Here is a 20,910-nt window from a genome sequence, read left to right as displayed (position 1 = left end):
TGCTGAGATGAGTCGATGAGCTCTTGTGGAGCAGGTCAGGAGAGCCCGAGCTCGTCGTCGAGGAGATCGAAGATCTCGTCTGCCGTAGCGGACTGGATTTCACGGTCTTCTGCGGTGCTGTCCGTAGCACTTTGCGTTTCATTCCACTTCGACAGGAGGTCGCGCAGGCGGGTGGTGATGCCGGGGCGCTCGATGTCGTCCGGGGCGATCGTGGCGAGGATCGCCTCGAGCTTGTCGAGCTCCGCGTGTACGGGCGGGTGCCCGGCCGCGCCGTCCAAGCCCAGCTCCTCGCGCAGATACCCGGCGAGCGCGGTGGGCGTCGGGTAGTCGAAGATCAGCGTGACCGGCAGGCGCAACCCGGCGGCGGCACCCAGTCGGTTGCGCAGATCCACGGCGGTGAGCGAGTCGAAGCCGAGGTCGAGGAAGCCGCGGCCGGCGTCCACGTCGTCCGGGGTGGCGTAGCCGAGGACGGCCGCCACATGGCTGCGGACGACCTCCAGCAGCTCCCGGTCGCGTTCGGTCTCCGAGAGCCCGGAGAGCCTTGTCGCGAGCGAGCCCGCGCCGGAGTCGGCCAGGGCCCCGGCACCGGTGGCACCGGTGTCGGCGGAGCGCCGTACGGGGGTGCGGACCAGGCCGCGCAGCAGCGGCGGCAGCAGCCCTGCGGCGGCCTGGCCGCGCAGCGCGCCGGTGTCGATGCGGATCGGGACGAGTACGGCCTCGGGCAGGGTGCCCGACAGGTCGAACAGGGCCAGGCCCTCGTCCTGCGGGAGCGCCGCGAAGCCACCGCGCGAGATGCGGGTCACGTCCGAGGCGTCGAGGCTTCCGGCCATGCCGTCGGCCGCCGCCCACAGGCCCCACGCGAGGGAGCTCGCGGGCAGGCCCTGGGCGTGGCGGTGCTGGGCGAGCGCGTCCAGGAAGGTGTTGGCCGCGGCGTAGTTTCCCTGCCCCGAGCTGCCGAAGGCACCGGCGGCCGAGGAGAAGAGCACGAACGCGGCCAGGTCCAGTTCGCGGGTCAGCTCGTGGAGGTTCCACGCCGCGTCCACCTTGGGGCGCAGCACGGTGTCGATCCGCTCACCGGTCAGCGAGCTGATCACGCCGTCGTCCAGGACGCCCGCGGTGTGCACCACGGCGGTCAGCGGATGCTCTGCCGGGATCGCCGAGAGGGTGGCGGCCAGGGCGTCCCGGTCGGCGGTGTCACAGGCCGCCCAGGTGGCCTCGGCGCCCATCTCGCCCAGTTCGGCGGCGAGTTCGGCCGCGCCCGGTGCCTCGCCACCACGCCGGCTCACCAGCAGCAGACGCCGGACCCCGCGCTCCGCCACCAGGTGGCGGGCGAAGAGTCCGCCCAGGGCGCCGGTGGCGCCGCTCAGCAGCACGGTGCCGTCCGGGTCGCCCAGTGTGGTCGGCTCGGGGGCGTCCGGCCGGGCCGGGACCCGGGCGAGCCGGTAGGCGTGGCCGGTGCCGGAACGCAGGGCGAGCTGCGGTTCGTCGGTGGCGAGCACCGACGGCAGGGCCCGCTGGGAGGCGTCGGTGCCGTCGAGGTCGACCAGGACGAGACGGCCGGGGTTCTCCGACTGCGCGGACTTGACCAGGCCCCAGGCGGTGGTGTGGGCCAGGTCGGCGATGTCCTCGCCGGGGGCCGCCGCGACCGCGCCACGGGTGACGAGGACGAGGCGGGTGTCGGCGAACCGCTGGTCGTTCAGCCAGTTCTGGACCAGGTCCAGGGTGTTCCGGGCGACGGCCCTCGCGGTGTCGGGCAGGGACGCCGCGCCGCCGGTGGCGGCGAGGGGTGCCACGACCACGTCGGGGGCGGAGGCGCCGCCGTCGAGCGCGGTGGCGAGCGCCGCGAGGTCCGCGTAGTCGTCCAGCCGCTCGCCCGCGACGGTGAAGCCGGTGGCCGTGAAGCCGGTGGCGGCGCCGAGGGTCACCCAGCGCTCGCCGAGCGGGATGTCGGTGGCGGTCGCGGACAGGGCCACCCACTCGGGGCGGAACAGCGACTCGTGGTGTGCGGCGCGCGAGGCGTCGAGCTGCTCCGTCGAGAGCGGGCGCAGCACCAGGCCGTCGATGGTGGCGACGGCGGCGCCGGTGCCGTCGGCGAGGTGCAGCGACACCCCGTCGGCGCCGGGCCGCAGCCGTACGCGCAGCGATGCGGCGCCCCCGGCGTACAGCCGTACGCCGGTCCAGGCGAACGGCAGCCGCGCCCCCTCGTTCTCCTCGCCCGCCGGGGCGAGGCCGAGCGTGTGCAGGGCGGCGTCCAGCAGCGCCGGATGCACCCCGTACGCGGCGGCCTCGGGCTCGAAGCCCTGGGGCAGCCGGATCTCGGCGAACAGCTCGTCGCCGCGCCGCCAGGCGGTGTGCAGCCCCTGGAAGACCGGGCCGTAGCCGAGTCCGGCGGCGGCCGCGCCCTCGTAGAACTCCTCGGTGGCGAGGGCCGTCGCGTCGGCCGGGGGCCATACGCCCAGGTCCACCTGCTCGGCGTCGGTCGCCTGCTCGCTCGGGGCGAGGAAGCCGGTGGCGTGGCGGATCCACGGCTCGTCGGCGGGTACGTCCTCCCGGCGGGAGTGCAGGGTCAGCGAGCGGCGCCCGGTCTCGTCGGCCGCCGCGAGCTCCAGCCGCAGCTGGACGGCTCCCTGTTCGGGCAGGACCAGCGGCGCCTGGAGGGTCAGCTCCTCGACCGTGTCGCAGCCCGCCTCGTGGCCGGCCCGCAGCGCGAGTTCGACGAAGGCGGTGCCGGGCAGCAGCACGGTGTCCATGACGGCGTGGTCGGCCAGCCACGGGTGTGTCAGCAGCGACAGCCGCCCGGTGAACACGAAGCCACCGGTGTCGGGGAGTTCCACCGCCGCGCCCAGCAGCGGGTGGTCGGCCGTACCGAGGCCCGCGGAGATCACGTCCTCGACGGAGATGCCCACGTCGAGCCAGTAGCGCTGGCGCTGGAAGGCGTAGGTGGGCAGCTCCACGCGGCGGGCGCCGCGCCCGGCGTAGACCGCCGCCCAGTCCGGGGCCGCGCCGCGGACATGGGCGTGGGAGAGGGCGGTGGCGAGCGCCTGGGCCTCGGAGCGGCCACTGCGCAGGGTGGGGACGAACACCGCCTCGGTGCCGGCCTCCCCTTCGGCCCCGGTCTCCGTCTCGGCGAGGCAGTCCTCGCCCATCGCGGAGAGCACCCCATCCGGGCCGAGCTCCACGAAGGTGGTCACACCCTGGTCGCGCAGGGTGCGGACACCGTCGGCGAAGCGGACGGACTCCCGGACATGGCGCACCCAGAACTCCGGCAGGCGGATCTCATCGGCGGAGACCACGGTGCCGGTGAGGCAGGACACCAGCGGGATCCTCGGGGCGTTGTAGGTCAGGCACGCGGCCAGCTTGCGGAAGTCCGCGAGCATCGGGTCCATGTGCGGCGAGTGGAAGGCGTGGCTGACCGTGAGCCGCTTGGTCTTGCGACCCCGCGCCTCGAAGTCCGCCGCGATCTGCGTCGCCGCGTCCTCGTCACCCGCGATGACCACGGAGTTCGGGCCGTTGAGGGCGGCGATGCTCACGCGATCGGTGAGCAGCGGCGCCACCTCGTCCTCGGACGCCTGGACGGCGATCATCGCGCCACCGGCGGGCAGCTCCTGCATGAGGCGGCCACGGGCCGCCACCAGCATGGAGGCGTCGGCGAGCGAGAACACACCGGCCACATGCGCGGCGGCCAGCTCGCCGATGGAGTGGCCGGACACGTAGTCCGCCTTCAGGCCCCACGCCTCGACCAGCCGGAACAGCGCCACCTCGATGGCGAACAGCGCGGGCTGGGTGAAACCGGTCCGGTCCAGCGCCTCGGCGTCGTCGCCGAACAGCACCTCACGAAGCGGCCGCTCCAGATGCCCGTCCAGATGCGCGCACACCTCGTCCAGCGCCTGCGCGAAGCGCGGGAACGTCCGGTACAGCTCACGGCCCATGCCGAGCCGCTGGCTGCCCTGCCCGGTGAACAGGAACGCCACCTTGCCCTCGGTGGCGACCCCGCGCAGCGCCTGCGCCGGGTGGTCACCGCGCGCCAGCGCGTCGAGCGCGCCCAGGGCATCGTCGTGGCCCTCGGCGACCAGGGCGACGCGGTGTTCGAGCGCGGCGCGGGTCGTCGCGAGCGAGAAGCCCAGGTCGGTGAGGGCGGCCCGGGGTTCGGCGGCGATCCGCGACCGCAGCCGCCGCGCCTGCGCCCGCACACCGTCCTCGGTGCGGGCCGACAGCAGCACGGGCACATACGGCAGGGCCTCGGGCTCCGCCGCGGGCTCGCTCGTCTCGGGGACGGGCGGCTGCTCGATGATGGCGTGGGCGTTGGTGCCGCTGATGCCGAACGAGGACACCGCGGCACGGCGCGGGCGGCCGGTCTCCGGCCACTCCATCTGCTCGGTGAGCAGCGACACCGCGCCCGCCGACCAGTCCACGTGCGGCGACGGCTCGTCCACATGCAGGGTGCGCGGCAGCACACCGTGCCGCATCGACAGCACCATCTTGATGATTCCGGCGACACCGGAGGCCGCCTGGGTGTGGCCCAGGTTGGACTTGACGGAGCCCAGCCACAACGGCCGCTCCGCGTCCCGCTCCTGCCCGTAGGTGGCCAGCAGCGCCTGCGCCTCGATCGGGTCGCCCAGCGTCGTTCCCGTGCCGTGCGCCTCGACCACGTCCACCTCACCGGTGGTCAGACGGGCGTTGGCCAGCGCCTGGCGGATGACGCGCTGCTGGGAGGGGCCGTTGGGCGCGGTCAGGCCGTTGGACGCGCCGTCCTGGTTGACGGCCGAGCCGCGCACGATCGCCAGCACCTCATGGCCGTTGCGGCGGGCGTCCGACAGCCGCTCCAGCAGCAGCATGCCCGCGCCCTCGCCCCAGCCGGTGCCGTCGGCGGCGGCCGCGAAGGACTTGCAGCGGCCGTCCCTGGCCAGTCCGCGCTGGCGGCTGAAGTCGATGAACGTACCCGGGGTGAACATCACCGTGACACCGCCGGCCAGCGCCAGCGAGCATTCGCCCTGCCGCAGCGCCTGCGCCGCAAGGTGCAGCGCGACCAGCGACGACGAGCAGGCCGTGTCGACCGTGACGGCCGGGCCCTCCAGACCGAAGGTGTACGCCACCCGGCCGGACACCACGCTGCTGGAGCTGCCGGTGCCGAGATAGCCCTCGACCTCGTTCGGGACGGCGTGCAGCCGGGACCCGTAGTCGTGGTACATGACGCCCGCGAACACACCGGTCCTGCTGCCGCGCACGGACAGCGGGTCGATACCGGCGCGCTCGAACGCCTCCCAGGACGTCTCCAGCAGCAGCCGCTGCTGCGGGTCCATCGCAAGGGCCTCACGCGGCGAGATCCCGAAGAACGCCGGGTCGAACTCGGCGGCGTCGTGCAGGAATCCGCCCTCGCGGGCGTAGGAGGTGCCCTGGGTCTCCGGGTCCGGGTCGTAGAGCGCCTCGAGGTCCCAGCCGCGGTTGTCGGGGAAGCGGGAGATGCCGTCCTCGCCCGCGGCGAGCAGCTGCCACAGCTCCTCGGGGGTGGTGACCCCGCCGGGGTAGCGGCAGCTCATCGCCACGATGGCGATCGGCTCGTCGTCGGTGGCGGCCACGACCGGCACCGGGGTGTGCACCGCCGGGGTCTGTGTGCCGACGAGCTCGGTGCGCAGATGGCGGGCAAGGACCTGCGGGTCCGGGTAGTCGAAGATGAGCGTGGCGGGCAGCCGCAGCCCGGTGACCGTGTTGAGCTGGTTGCGCAGCTCGACGGCGGTCAGCGAGTCGAAACCCAGCTCCTTGAACGCCCGGCCCGAACCGATGGTCTCCGCACCGGCGTAGCCGAGCACGGTGGCCACCTGACCGCGGACCAGGTCCAGCAGCAGCCGCTCCTGCTCGGGCTCGGACAGCCCGGTGAGCCGCCCGGCAAGACCGGTCTCGCCGCCCGCCGCGACCGCGTCCACCGCACGCCGCGCCGGAACCCGCACCAGACCACGGAACAGGGGCGAGACCGCGCCACTGGCGGCCAGGGTGCGCAGGGCCGCGATGTCCACCCGCATCGGCACCAGCGACGCCTCGCGGACGGTCAGCGCGGTGTCGAGCAGCGCGAGGCCCTCCGCCACCGGCAGCGGCGGCAGTCCGGCCCGCCGCATCCGGGCGATGTCGGCCTCGTCCAGGGTGCTGCCCATACCGGCCCCGGCCCACAGGCCCCACGCCAGCGCGGTGGCGGGCAGGCCCTGGGCGGCGCGGTGCTGGGCGAGGGCGTCCAGGAAGACGTTGGACGCGGCGTAGTTGCCCTGACCGGGGCCGCCGAACACGCCGGAGGAGGACGAGAACAGTACGAAGGCCGTCAGGTCCAGTTCGCGGGTCAGCTCGTGCAGGTTCCAGGCCGCGTCCACCTTCGGACGCATGACGTGGTCGACGCGCTCGGGGGTGAGGGAGCCGATCACACCGTCGTCCAGCACACCGGCCGTGTGGACGACCGCGGTCAGCGGATGCTCGGCGGGGATGGCGGCGAGGGTCGCGGCCAGCGCGTCCCGGTCCGCCACATCACACGCCGCCCAGCGCACGCTCGCACCCAACCCGGCCAGCTCGGCGCCGAGTTCGGCCGCGCCCGGGGCCTGCTCGCCACGGCGGCTCACCAGCAGCAACTGCCGTACGCCACGCTCCGCCACCAGATGCCGCGCCACCAGACCACCCAGCGAACCGGACGCACCGGTCACCAGCACCGTGCCCGCGGGGTCGAGGCCCCGGGCGTCGTCGGCTTCCGGCTCCACGGCCACCCGCGCCAGCCGCGGCACGGACACCGCGCCCGCGCGGATCGCCAGCTGCGGCTCGTCCGAGGCCAGGGCGGCGGGCAGCGCCCGCAGCGACTCCTCCCGGCCATCGGTGTCCACCAGCACGAAACGGCCCGGGTTCTCCGACTGCGCCGAGCGCAGCAGACCCCACACGGCCGCACCGGCCAGATCCGCCACCGGCTCGTCGGCCTCGGCGGCCACCGCGCCGCGGGTCACCACGACCAGCGGGGCGTCCCCGAACCGCTCCTCCTCCAGCCACCGCTGGACGACGTCGAGCGCCACGCCGGCGGCGCGGTGCGCCGCACGGGCCACCCGCTCACCGATCTCGGCGGACGGCGACACGACGACGTACTCGGGCGCGGGCGCCGTGCCCGCGGCGACCGCATCGGCCAGCGTCGCGAGGTCCCCGTACGCCGTCGCCCCGAGCCCGAGCGGATCGGCGCCCAGCACCGCCCACCGGCCGTCGGCCGGCACATCGGCCCCGGCCGGGTCGGCGAGCCCGGTCGGTGTCGTCCACTCCAAGTGGAACAGCGACTCGTGGTAGGACGTGCGCGCGCTCTGCAACTGCTCGGCCGAGACCGGCCGCAGCCCGAGCGTCTCGACGGCCGCGACCGGCGCACCGGTGGTGTCGGCGATCTCCAGCCGGACGCCCTCGGCGCCCGCGGGGGCCAGCCGCACGCGCAGCGCCGAGGCGCCGCTCGCGTACAGCGACACACCGGTCCAGGCGAACGGCAGCCGCCCTTCCCCGCCCGTGTTGCCCAGACCGGCCAGGCCGATGGCGTGCAGGGCGGCGTCCAGCAGCGCCGGGTGCAGCCCGAACGCGGCGGCCTCCTCGGCCGTGTCCTCGTCCAGCGCCACCTCGGCGAACACCTCGCCACCGCGCTGCCACGCCCTGCGCAGCCCCTGGAACGCGGGGCCGTAGGCGAAACCGATGTCCAGCAGGCCCTCGTAGCGGCCGTCCAGCTCCACCTCGGCCGCGTCCGCCGGGGGCCATGCGCTCAGCTCGAACGACGCCTCCGGACGGCCGCCGGACGCCAGGACACCGGCGGCGTGCCGGGTCCACGGCTCCTCGGCGGGCAGGCTCTCCGGCCGGGAGTGCAGCGACAGCGGACGGCGGCCCGTCTCGTCGGCCGCGCCGACCGACAGCCGCAGCTGGACGCCGCCCTGCGCGGGCAGGACCAGCGGCGCTTCGAGGGTCAGCTCTTCCAGGTAGTCACAGCCGACCTGGTCACCGGCGCGGATCGCCAGCTCCACGAACGCGGTGCCGGGCAGCAGCACGGTGTCCAGGATGGTGTGGCCCGCGAGCCACGGATGGGTCGAGAGCGCCAGCCGCCCGGTGAACAGCATCCCGTCCGCGTCCGGCAGTTCGGCGCTGGCGCCGAGCAGCGGATGCTCGGCCTCGCCCAGCCCGACCGCGGCCACATCGCCGAGGAACAGCGAGGAGACCTTCGGCCAGTAGCGCTGCCGCTGGAAGGCATAGGTGGGCAGCTCGACCTGAGCGGCGCCCGTTCGGGCGTAGTACGCCGCCCAGTCCACCGCAGCCCCACGCACATGCGCCCGCGCGACGGCCGACAGCAGCGCCTCGGCCTCGGGGCGGTCCTTGCGCAGCGCGGCGGCGAAGCCCGCCACCTCGGCGTCGGTGACGCACTCCTGGGCCATGGCGGTCAGGACGCCGTCGGGGCCCAGCTCCACGAAGGTGGTCACGCCGTGGGCTTCCAACGCCCGTACGCCGTCGAGGAAGCGGACCGCCTCGCGGACGTGGCGCACCCAGAAGCCGGGGCTGGTGATCTCCTCGGCGGAGACGACGGCACCGGTGAGGTTGGAGACGATCGGGATCCGCGGCGCCTCGTACGACAGGCCCTCCGCGACCTCGCGGAACGCCTCCACCATGCCATCCATACGCGGGGAATGGAACGCGTGGCTGACCGTGAGGCGCTTGGTCTTCCGACCCCGCGCCTCGAACGAGGCCGCGATCTGCAGCGCCGCGTCCTCATCACCCGCGATGACCACGGAGGTGGGCCCGTTGAGCGCGGCAATGCTGACCCGCTCGGTCAGCAGCGGCGCCACCTCGTCCTCCGACGCCTCGACGGCGATCATCGCGCCACCGGCAGGCAGCTCCTGCATCAAACGGCCACGCGCCGCCACCAGCTTCGCCGCGTCCGCCAGCGAGAACACACCCGCCACATGCGCGGCGGCCAGCTCACCGATCGAGTGCCCGGAGAGGAAGTCCGCCTTCAGACCCCACGCCTCCACCAGCCGGAACAGCGCCACCTCGACCGCGAACAGCGCGGGCTGGGTGAAACCGGTCCGGTCCAGCGCCTCGGCGTCATCCCCGAACAGCACATCGCGCAGCGGCCGCTCCAGATGCGTGTCCAGGTGGGCGCACACCTCGTCCAGGGCGTCCGCGAACGCCGGGAAGGTGTCGTACAGCTCGCGGCCCATGCCGAGCCGCTGGCTGCCCTGCCCCGTGAACAGGAAGGCCAGCTTGCCACCGGCCACCGCGTCCTGAACGAGCCCGGCCGCCGTACGCCCCTCGGCCAGCGCCTCCAGGCCGGACAGCAGCCCGTCCCGGTCCTCGGCGACCAGCGCCGCGCGCTCCTCGAAGACGGTACGGCGCGTGGCGAGGGTGAACGCCACGTCGGTGAGGTCCAGCTCGGGACGCTCGTCGAGGTGGGCGCGCAGCCGTACGGCCTGGTCGCGCAGGCCCTCGGGGGACTTGGCGGAGAGCACCCAGGCGGCCGGGACGCCGGACCGGGGCGCGGCGGCGGGCGCCGGGTCCTCGGTCTCGTCCGCGTACGCGGGGGCCTGCTCGATGATGGTGTGCGCGTTGGTGCCGCTGATGCCGAACGAGGACACCGCGGCCCGGCGCGGACGGCCGGTCTCCGGCCACTCCCGCGCCTCGGTCAGCAGTGACACCGCGCCCGCAGACCAGTCCACGTGCGGGGTGGGCTCATCGACGTTGAGGGTCTGCGGAAGCATGCCGTGCTGGATGGCCAGCACCATCTTCATCACCCCGGCGACACCGGCCGCGGCCTGCGTGTGCCCGAAGTTGGACTTGATGGAGCCGAGCCACAGCGGCTGGTCGGCGTCGCGCTCCTGGCCGTAAGTGGCCAGCAGCGCCTGCGCCTCGATCGGGTCGCCCAGCTTGGTTCCGGTGCCGTGGGCCTCGACCGCGTCCACCTCGGACGCCGACAGACCCGCACCGGCCAGCGCCTGCCGGATCACCCGCTGCTGCGAGGGACCGTTCGGCGCCGTCAGACCGTTACTGGCTCCGTCCTGGTTGATCGCGGAGCCACGCACGACCGCCAGCACCGGGTGGCCGTTCTTCCGGGCATCGGAGAGCCGCTCGACGAGCAGCATGCCCACACCCTCGCCCCAGCCCGTGCCATCCGCACCGGCCGCGAACGCCTTGATCCGGCCGTCCTCCGCCAGCCCACGCTGACGGCTGAAGTCCACAAACGAACCCGGCGTCGACATCACCGTCACACCACCGGCCAGCGCCAACGAGCACTCACCCGCCCGCAACGCCTGAATCGCCCAGTGCAACGCCACCAACGACGACGAACACGCCGTATCCACCGTCACCGCAGGACCCTCAAGCCCCAGCGCATACGACACCCGACCCGACATCACACTGGCCGCGTTACCCGTCCCCATGAAGCCTTCGGAGCCATCGGGGGCGGACAGGATGACGGGCAGATAGTCCTGGCCGTTGGTACCGGCGAACACGCCGACCTGCTGACCGCGCAGCGTCGTCGGGTCGATCCCGGCCCGCTCGAACGCCTCCCACGAGGTCTCCAGCAGCAACCGCTGCTGCGGGTCCATGGCCAGGGCCTCGCGCGGCGAGATGCCGAAGAAGACGGGGTCGAACTCGGCGGCGTCGGCGAGGAATCCGCCCTCGCGGACGTAGCTGGTGTGCTCGCCCGTGCCCTCCGGGTCGTACAGCGTCTCCAGGTCCCAGCCACGGTCGGCGGGGAAGTCGACCACCGCGTCCTGTCCGGACGCCAGCAGCCGCCACAGCTCCTCGGGCGAGCGCACGCCACCGGGGAAGCGGCAGCTCATGCCGACGATCGCGATGGGGTCGTCGTCCAGGGCCACGCCCACCGACGACGCGCCGGTCACCGCCGGGCGCGAGCCGATGAGTTCGGCCTGCAGATGGTCGGCGAGGGCGATCGGGGTGGGGTAGTCGAAGATGATGGTGGCGGGCAGCTTCAGCCCGGTGAGGGTGGACAGCAGGTTGCGGATCTCGACGGCGGTCAGCGAGTCGAAGCCGAGGTCGCGGAAGGCGCGGCTGGGCTCCACCGAGTCCGGTCCGGGGTGGCCGAGGACGACGGCCACCTGGGTGCGGACGAAGTCCAGGGCGATCTGGTCGCGTTCCTCGTCGGTCCCGGCGTCGGTCAGCCGCTGGGCCAGCGAGGTGGGCTGGCCGGGGATGGCGGGGCCGCCGGTGGCGGTGCGCGCCGCCTCGATCGCGCGGCGCGCCTCGGAGAGCTCGGCGAGCAGCGGGTTCGGGCGGTGGCCGGAGAGGCCGGGCGCGAAGCGGTCCCATTCGATGTCGACGACGAGGGAGAACGTCTCGTCGAGGTCGAGCGCGGCGCCCAGGGCGGCGGTCGCCGGTTCGGGGGCGAGGGCGGGCAGCCCGGACTGCCGGAGCCGCTCGGCCACCAGTTCGTCGGTGGCCATGCCGCCGTCGGCCCAGGCGCCCCAGGCCATCGAGGTGGCGGGCAGGCCCTCGGCGCGGCGCTGCTCGGCGAGCGCGTCGAGGTAGGCGTTGGCGGCCACGTAGTTGGCCTGGCCCGCGGCGCCGAAGGTGGCGGCCATGGAGGAGAAGAGCACGAAGGCGGACAGGTCGAGTCCGCGGGTGAGCTCGTGCAGATGGCGGGCGGCGTCGGCCTTGGCGCGCAGCACATCGGCCATCCGCCGCGGGGTCTGGGCGTCGAGGACACCGTCGTCCAGCACTCCGGCGGCGTGCACGACCGTGGTCAGCGGAAGGTCCGCGGGGACGGTCGCCAGCAGCCCGGCGAGGGCGTCGCGGTCGGCGACGTCACAGGCGGCGATGGTCACCTGGGCGCCGAGGGTGGTGAGTTCGTCGCGCAGTGCGGCGGCGCCGGGGGCGTCGGGGCCGCGGCGGCTGGTCAGCAGGATGTGCTGGGCTCCGTGGGCCACGAGCCAGCGGCCGACGTGACCGCCGAGGGCGCCGGTGCCGCCGGTGATCAGCGCGGTGCCGTGGGTCTTCCAGCCGTCGCCGGTGGTCTCGTGGTGCGGTGCGCGGGCGAGCCGGCGGACGTGGATGCCCTGCGGGCGGATCGCGAGGTGGTCCTCGCCGCTGATGCCCTCGGGTCCGGCGAGGATGTCGGCGAGCCGCCCGAGGGCGCGGTCGTCGGCGGTCTCGGGCAGGTCGATCAGACCGCCCCAGCGGTCGGGGTGTTCGAGGGCGGCGGTGCGGCCCAGGCCCCAGATCTGGGCCTGGTCGGGGCTGGTGAGCCGGTCGGAGCGGCCGACGGAGACCGCGCCACGGGTGGCGGCCCACAGCGGGGCGTCGACCTCGGCGTCACCGAGGGCCTGGACGAGGGTGAGGGTCCCCGCGAGTCCTGCGGTGAGGGAGGGGTGCCGGTCGTGCGGGCGCTCGTCCAGGCCGAGCAGGGAGAGCACACCGTCGGCGTGCGGGGCCCCGCCGGTCTCCCCCGCCGGGTCCGGGGTCAGGGCCGAGCGGATCCGCTCGGCAAGGGCGGCGCGGTCGGCGGTGGTGCCGTCGACCGCGATCTCGTGGACCGTGACTCCGCGTTCGGCCAGCAGCCGCAGCGACTCGGCCACCCAGGGGTCCTCCGCGCGCCCCTCGGGGGTGACCACGAGCCAGGTGCCGGTGAGCGGCTTGTCCTGGGTCTGCGGCAGCGGTGTCCAGGTGATGCGGTAGCGCCAGCCGTCGACGGTGGTGTCGACGTGGCTGCGCCGGCGCCACGCGGACAGGACGGGCAGCACCTCACTGAGGGGCTGGTCGCCGTCGAGGCCGAGGGTGTCGACCAGGGCGGCCAGGTCCTCGCTGTGCACGACCTCCCAGAACCGGGCGTCGGACACGGCCGGGGCGGCGGCTTCGGCGGCGGCGGGGTCGGGGCCGTACGAGAAGGGGTTGGCCGGCCAGTAGCGCTGCCGCTGGAAGGCGTAGGTGGGCAGCTCGACGCGGCGGGCGCCGGTGCCCGCGTAGTACGTGGCCCAGTCCACGGGCACGCCGCGGACCTGGGCCTGGGCGAGCGCGTGGCCCAGGGTGCGGGCCTCGGGGCGGCCGGAGCGCAGGGCGGGCAGGAACGCGAACGTGCGGTTCTTGCCGCCGGTCACGCACTCCTGGGCCATCGCGGAGAGCACCCCATCGGGGCCCAGTTCGAGATAAGTGGTCACGCCGTGGTCCTCGAGGCGGCGGACGCCGTCGAGGAATCGGACGGCCTCGCGGACGTGGCGGACCCAGAAGTCGGGCGAGGTGATCTCGTCGGCGCTCACCAGGGTGCCGGTGAGGTTGGAGACGATCGGGATCTTCGGAGCCTCGTAGGTCAGCCGCTCGGCGACCTGACGGAAGTTCTCCAGCATTCCGTCCATGTGCGGGGAGTGGAACGCGTGGCTGACCGTGAGCCGCTTGGTCTTACGGCCCTGGGCCTCGAAGCCTTCCGCGATCTCCACGGCCGCGTCCTCGTCGCCCGCGATGACGACCGAGGTGGGGCCGTTGAGCGCGGCGATGGAGACGCGCTCGTTCAGCAGCGGCGTCACCTCGTCCTCCGTCGCCTGCACCGCGATCATCGCGCCACCGGCGGGGAGTTGCTGCATCAGCTGGCTGCGCGCGGCCACCAGGGCGGAGGCGTGGGTGAGCGACAGCACCCCGGCGACATGGGCGGCGGTGAGCTCGCCGATGGAGTGGCCGGCGAGGAAGTCGGGGCGCAGCCCCCAGGATTCGACGAGGCGGAAGAGGGCCACCTCGACGGCGAACAGCGCGGGCTGGGTGAAGCCGGTCCGGTCGAGCGTGGCGGCGTCGTCGCCGAACAGCACGTCCTTCAGCGGCCGGTCGAGGAACCGGTCGAGCTGGGCGCAGACCGCGTCCAGCGCCTCGGCGAACACCGGGTAGGTCTCGTACAGTTCACGGCCCATGCCGAGCCGCTGGCTGCCCTGGCCGGTGAAGAGGAACGCGACCTTGCCCTCGGCGGCCAGCCCCTCGGCCAGCTCGGGGTGGTGGCGGCCTTCGGCGAGCGCGTCGAGGCCCGCGAGGAGTTCGTCGTGATCGGCCGCGAGGACCACGGCACGGCGGTCGAGGGCGGCACGGGTGACGGCCTGGGAGTAGCCGAGGTCGGCGAGGCGGTGGCCGGGGCGGGCGGCCAGATGGGTGCGCAGCCGGAGGGCCTGGGCCCGCAGCGCCTGCTCGTCCTTGCCGGAGAGCACCACCGGGACCAGGGGCGGTTCGGTCCGCTCCGGCTCCGGTTCGCCGCTCTCGGCGGGGGCGGCGAGGGCCGGGGGCTCCTCGAGGATGGTGTGCACATTGGTGCCGCTCATGCCGAACGACGAGACGCCCGCGCGGCGCGGGGTCGCGCCCTCGGGGTCCTGGGGCCACTCGGTGGTGGCGGTGAGCAGTTCGACGTCCCCGGCCGTCCAGTCGACGTGCGGGGTGGGCTCGGTGAGGTGGAGGGTCTTGGGCAGCACACCGTGCCGCATCGCCATGACCATCTTGATGACGCCGCCGACACCGGCGCCCGCCTGGGCGTGGCCGATGTTGGACTTGATGGAGCCGATGAGCAGCGGTTTGCCCTCGGGCCGGTCCTGGCCGTAGGTGGCCAGCAGCGCCTGCGCCTCGATCGGGTCGCCGAGGGCGGTGCCGGTGCCGTGGGCCTCGACGGCGTCGACCTGGTCGGGGCTGAGGCGGGCGTTGGCCAGCGCCTGGAGGATGACGCGCTGCTGCGAGGGGCCGTTGGGCGAGGTGAGGCCGTTGCTGGCGCCGTCCTGGTTGACGGCGGAGCCGCGGACCACGGCGAGGACCGGATGGCCCTTGCGCTGGGCGTCCGACAGCCGCTCGACGAGCAGCATGCCGACGCCCTCGCCCAGGCAGAAGCCGTCGGCCTCCGGGGCGAAGGGCTTGGAGCGGCCGTCGAGGGCCAGTCCGCGCATCTTGCTGTAGTCGACGAAGACGCCGGGCGCGCACATGAGGGTGGCGCCGCCGGCGAGCGCGAGCGAGCATTCGCCGTTGCGCAGCGCCTGGACGGCGAGGTGGAGCGCCACCAGCGAGGAGGAGCAGGCGGTGTCGACGGTGACGGCCGGGCCCTCGAAACCGAAGGTGTAGGAAAGGCGGCCGGAGGCGACGCTCGCGGCGTTGCCGGTGCCGAAATAGCCCTCGAAGTTCTCGTTGGAACTGAGGATCGCGCCCAGGTAATCGTGATTGCTGGTGCCGACGAAGACGCCGATCTGCCGGCCGCGCACCGCGACCGGGTCGATTCCGGCCCGCTCGAAGGCCTCCCAGGACGTCTCCAGCAGCATCCGCTGCTGCGGGTCCATGCCGAGCGCTTCGCGCGGGCTGATGCCGAACAGCGACGGGTCGAAATCGGCTATGCCGTCGACGAATCCGCCCTCGTGCACATAGCTGGTGCCGGGGTGGTCCGGGTCCGGGTGGTACATCGTGTCGACATTCCACCCGCGGTCCAGCGGAAACTCGCTGACCGCGTCGACGCCCTCGCTGACGATGCGCCACAGGTCCTCGGGCGACGAGACGCCTCCGGGATAACGGCAGCCGATCCCCACGATCGCGATGGGGTCGTGGTTCTTCGCCTCGGCCTCCTGCAGGCGGAGGCGAGTCTGGTGCAGATCCGCCGTTACCAGCTTGAGGTAGTCCCGCAGCGTCTCTTCATTCGCCATTTACGCAATCCAATTACGGCAGACGGCATCGGAAATGCTCCACAGATCCTCAACAGGGGAGCCGGTAACCAACAACCAAATCAGTCGACTTCTCGCTGAGAGGCTATGTGCGAACTAACCCTCACAACAACCCCTAGATGCCCCCTATGACCCCCTGGAGACCCAAGGAGCGATAGGGGGCAACCGGTATTCAGCAACTCTATTGAAGGGTATGGAAAATCCTGGCCGACATCGGATACGACGTCAATAGCAGAATTCCCGTCATGCCCTTCCGAGACCCTTGTTGATGAATGCGAAGAGCTCTTCGTCGCTGGCCGACTGGAGTTGCTCGGCGTCGACCGTGTCCTTCGCCGGACGCTCCGGCGCCGCCGTGGTGGCGGGCTCGGCGGTGACCGCCGTGCCGTCCGACTCGTTCCACTTCGCCACCAGCGACTGCAGACGCATGGTGATCCGGGCCCGGGTGATGTTGTCGGGCGCGGTGCCGGTGAGCGCGGTCTCCAGCTTGTCGAGTTCCTCGAGCACCGCGGTGCCGTCGGCCGCCTCGTCGGGCGCGATCCCGGCCCGCAGATAGGCGGCCACGGCGGCCGGGGTCGGGTGGTCGAAGATCAGGCTCGGGGGCAGCTTCAGCCCGCTCGCGGCGCCGAGGCGGTTGCGGAGTTCGACGGCGGTCAGCGAGTCGAAGCCCAGCTCCTTGAAGGCCCGGCCCGCCTCGATCGCCTGGGCGCCGGAGTGGCCCAGGACGGCGGCCACCGCACTGCGCACCAGATCCAGCAGCACCCGCTCCCGCTCGGTCTCCGGCAGCGCCGCGAGCTGTCCGGCCAGGGCCGCCCCGGCGGCCGCGCCGCCGCCGTCGGCCTCGGCGGTGGCCATCTCCTCGACGACCTCGCGGGCCTCGGGCAGGTCGTGCAGCAGCGGACGCGACCGGTCGGCGGTGAAGGCGAGGGTGAAGCGCCGCCAGTCCATGTCGATGACGGTCAGCGCGGTCTCGTCCCGGTCCAGCGCGTGCTGGAGGGTGGTGGTGGCCGGTTCCGGCGCCATCTCGTTGATGCCGTGGCGGCGCATCCGGTCGCCGACGGCGCCGTCCACCGTGGCGCCGTCGCCCCACGGGCCGAAGGTCAGCGTGGTGGCGGGCAGCCCGTCCGCGCGGCGCTGTTCGGCGAAGGAGTGCAGGAAGGCGTTGCCGGGCGCCTGGTTGCCCTGGCCGGGTGCGCCGAAGGTGGCGGAGAAGTGCGAGCACAGCACGAACGCGGTCAGGTCCAGGTCGCGGGTGAGCTCGTGCAGATGGCGCGTGGCGTCCACCTTGAGCCGCAGCACCCGCTCGACCTGATCCGCGGTCAGCCCCTCGATCACCCCGTCCTCGATGACCGCGGCGGTGTGCACGACGGCCGTCAGCGGCTGGTCGGCCGGGATGGCCGCGAGGGTCTCGGCGAGCGCGGCGCGGTCGGTCACATCGCAGGCGGCGAGGGTGACCTTGGTGCCGAGTTCGGTCAGCTCGGCCTCCAGCTCGACGGCCCCGGGGGCGTCCGGGCCCCTGAGGCTCGCCAGCACCAGGTGGTCGGCGCCGTTGCGGGCCAGCCACCGGGCGACCTGCCCGCCGAGCCGTCCCGTACCGCCGGTGACCAGCGTGGTGCCGGTCGGCTTCCAGGACCGTACGGCGGAGGTGTCGGCCAGCGGGGCGCGCACCAGGCGGGGCCCGAAGACGCCCGTGGCACGGATCGCGGCCTGGTCGTCGTCACCGTCGGAGGCGAGGAGGCCCACCAGCCGGGTCAGGGCGCGCTCGTCGGGCGTCGCGGGCAGGTCGATCAGACCGCCCCAGCGCTCCAGGTGCTCCAGCGCGGCCACCCGGCCCAGACCCCAGACGAGCGCCTGCTCGGGGGCGGCCGGCCGGTCCGAGCCGCCGACGGAGACGGCGCCGCGGGTCAGGCACCACAGCGGGGCGCCGATTCCGGCGTCGCCGAGGGCCTGGATCAGCGCGAGCTGGGCGGCCGTTCCGGCGGGCAGCGAGGCGTGTCCGGGGTGCGCGCCCTCGGCCGGGGCCAGCAGCGAGACGACCCCGGCGAACGAGCCGCCGTCGGCTTCGGCGAGCGCGGTGCGCAGCCGCTCGGCCAGTTCGTCCCGGCCGTCGGTGCCGGTGTCCACGGCGATCCGCCGTACGTCGGCGCCGCGTTCGGCGAGCACACCGGCCACGGCGTCGGTCCAGATGTCCTCGGCGGCCGGGGCGACGACGAGCCAGGCGCCGGACAGCCGCACGGACCGCTCCTCGGCGAGCGGCTTCCACGTGACGCGGTAGCGCCAGCCGTCCACCGTGGACTGCTCACGGGCCTGCTTGCGCCAGGTGGCCAGGGCGGGCAGGACGGCGCTCATGGGCTGATCGCCGTCGACCGTCAGCTCGGCGGCGAGGGTCTGCCAGTCCTCGGCCTCCACGGCGGCCCAGAACTTCGCCTCCACGGGGTCGTGCCCGGTCTCCGCCGCCGCCCGCGCGGGCGCGGCCTCGGGCCAGTAGCGCTCCTGCTGGAAGGCGTAGGTGGGCAGCTCGATGCGGCGGGCGCCGGTGCCGTCGAACACGGCCTCCCAGTCGACGCTCACCCCGCGCGACCACGCCTCGCCGACGGAGGCCCAGAACCGGTCCTGCCCGCCCTCGTCACGGCGCAGCGAACCGATCGCGGCCGCGTCCACGCCGGCGTCCTCGGCCGTCTCCTGCACACCCATCGTCAGCACCGGATGGGCGCTGGACTCGATGAACACACCGAAGCCCTCGTCCAGCAGCCGCCGGACCGCACCCTCCAGCTCCACCGTGCGACGCAGGTTGGTGAACCAGTACTCGGCGTCCAGCTCGGACCCCTCGGCCCACTCCCCCGTCACCGTCGACAGGAACGGCACCTGGGCGCTCTTCGGCTGTACGGGGGCCAGCAGCTCCAGCAGCTCCTCGCGGAGCAGCTCGACCTGCGCCGAATGCGAGGCGTAGTCCACCGGCACCCGGCGCGCCCGCACCTCATCGGCCTCACACGACGCCAGCAGCTCGTCCAGCGCGGTCGGCTCACCGGAGACGACCACCGAGGACGGTCCGTTGACGGCCGCGATGGAGATCCGCTCCTCGCCCCAGGGCGCGATGCGCTCACGCACGTCCGCCACCGGCAGCGCCACCGACACCATGCCGCCCTTGCCCGCCAGCACCCGGCCGATCGCCTGACTGCGCAGCGCCACCACACGCGCCGCGTCCTTCAGGGACAGAATCCCCGCGACATACGCGGCGGCGATCTCGCCCTGCGAGTGGCCGATCACCGCGGACGGGACGACACCCAGCGAACGCCACAGCTCGGCGAGGGACACCATCACCGCGAACAGCACCGGCTGGACCACATCCACCCGGTCCAGCGACGGCGCGCCCTCGGCGCCGCGCAGCACGTCCACCAGCGACCAGTCGGTGAACTCCGCCAGCGCCGCGGCACACTCCTCGATGTGGGCCGCGAAGACGGGCGAGGCGTCCATCAGCCCCACGCCCATCCGCACCCACTGGGACCCCTGTCCGGGGAAGATGAACGCCGTCTGCCCGGCGACCACGGTGCCCCGCTCCACACCGGCCGCCATGCCGCCGTCGGCGAGGGCGTTCAGCCCGGCCATCAGTTCCTCGCGGTCCCGGCCCTGGACCACGCCGCGGTGGTCCAGGGCGGAGCGGGTGGTGGCCAGCGACAGGCCGACGTCCACCGGGCGCAGCGCCGGTTCGTCGTGGAGCCGGTCCAGCAGCCGCCGCGCCTGGGCGCGCAGCGCCGCCTCGCTCTTGCCGGAGAGCACCCACGGCAGCACACCCGGCTGCTTGGACACCAGCTCGACCGGGCCCGGCTCCTCGGCGGGGGCCTGCTCGATGATGGTGTGCGCGTTGGTGCCGCTGAAGCCGAAGGAGGAGATGCCCGCACGGCGCGGGCGCCCGGTCTCGGGCCACGGCGTGGCCGACCTGACCAGCGCGACCTTCCCCGCCGCCCAGTCGATGTGCGGGGACGGCTCGGCGATGTGCAGCGACTCGGGCACCACCCCGTGCTCCATCGCCAGCACCATCTTCATCACCCCGGCGATGCCCGCGGCGCCCTGGGTGTGGCCGATGTTGGACTTCACCGACCCAAGCAGCAGGGGCAGTTCCTCGGGCCGGTCCTGGCCGTAGGTGGCCAGCAGCGCCTGCGCCTCGATCGGGTCGCCCAGCGAGGTGCCCGTGCCGTGGGCCTCGATGACGTCCACATCGCTGCCGGACAGCCGGGCGTTGGCGAGCGCCTGCTGGATGACGCGCTGCTGGGAGGGGCCGTTGGGCGCGGTCAGGCCGTTGGACGCGCCGTCCTGGTTGACGGCGGAGCCGCGCACCACGGCCAGCACCTTGTGGCCCCGGCGACGGGCCTCCGAGAGCCGCTCCAGCAGCAGGACGCCCACGCCCTCGGCCGGGCCGAAGCCGTCGGCGTCCGCCGAGAACGCCTTGCAGCGGCCGTCCTGCGACAGCCCGCGCTGGCGGCTGAACTCGATGAACAGACCCGGGGTGGACATCACATGGACGCCGCCCGCCAGGGCGAGCGAGCATTCGCCCAGCCGCAGCGACTGGACGGCCAGGTGCAGCGCCACCAGCGACGCGGAGCAGGCCGTGTCCACCGTGACGGCCGGGCCCTCGAGGCCGAAGACGTAGGAGAGCCGGCCGGAGACGACGCTGCTGGCGTTGCCCGTGCCGAGGTGGCCGCCGAAGTCGTCCTCGGCGTCGAGCGCCACCGACAGATAGTCGGAGGCGTTCATGCCCGCGAAGACACCGGTCCGGCTGCCGCGCAGGGACGCGGGGTCGATCCCGGCCCGCTCGAACGCCTCCCAGGACGTCTCCAGCAGCAGCCGCTGCTGCGGGTCCATCGCCATGGCCTCACGCGGCGAGATCCCGAAGAACGCCGCGTCGAACCGGGTGGCATCGCTCAGGAACCCGCCCTCGCGGGTGTAGGTGGTGTCCGGGGTGTCCGGGTCCGGGTCGAACAGGTTCCCCAGGTCCCAGCCCCGGTCGGCCGGGAACTCCGTCTGCGCCTCGCCACCGGAGGCCATGAGCTGCCACAGCTCCTCGGGGGTGCGCACACCCCCGGGGAAGCGGCAGCTCATGCCCACGATGGCGATCGGCTCATGGGCCTGGTCGTCGACCTCCTGCAGCCGCCGGTGGGCGGCGGTGAGGTCGGTGGTGACCTTCTTCAGATATTCGCGGAGCTTGGCTTCGTTCGCAGTCGCCATGGACGTTCACCTATTCGCAATGCTCTGGTTCGTCGGG

The 20,910-nt window shown here is 73.7% G+C and carries 2 protein-coding genes; both read right to left on the bottom strand.

Features of this window, described 5'->3' with window-relative positions:
• Window positions 1–35 precede the first annotated feature (35 nt).
• Entirely contained in the window at window positions 36–15,599 is a 15,564-nt protein-coding gene (locus ACFYOY_RS43545; RefSeq protein WP_388593367.1) for a type I polyketide synthase, read from the bottom strand.
• Between the two features lie 297 nt (window positions 15,600–15,896).
• Window positions 15,897–20,873, bottom strand: a complete 4,977-nt coding sequence (locus tag ACFYOY_RS43540; RefSeq protein WP_388593358.1) for a type I polyketide synthase — start codon at window positions 20,871–20,873, stop codon at window positions 15,897–15,899.
• Window positions 20,874–20,910: the final 37 nt, after the last annotated feature.

The sequence above is a fragment of the Streptomyces sp. NPDC007875 genome, assembly GCF_042868035.1.
Lineage (GTDB): Bacteria > Actinomycetota > Actinomycetes > Streptomycetales > Streptomycetaceae > Streptomyces > Streptomyces antimycoticus.
This window is presented reverse-complemented; position numbering and strand designations above follow the sequence as displayed.

What these genes read in the sequence shown, in the direction of transcription:
- ACFYOY_RS43540 (WP_388593358.1), bottom strand. Translation starts at nt 20,873, where the DNA reads ATGGCGACTGCGAACGAAGCCAAGCTCCGCGAATATCTGAAGAAGGTC.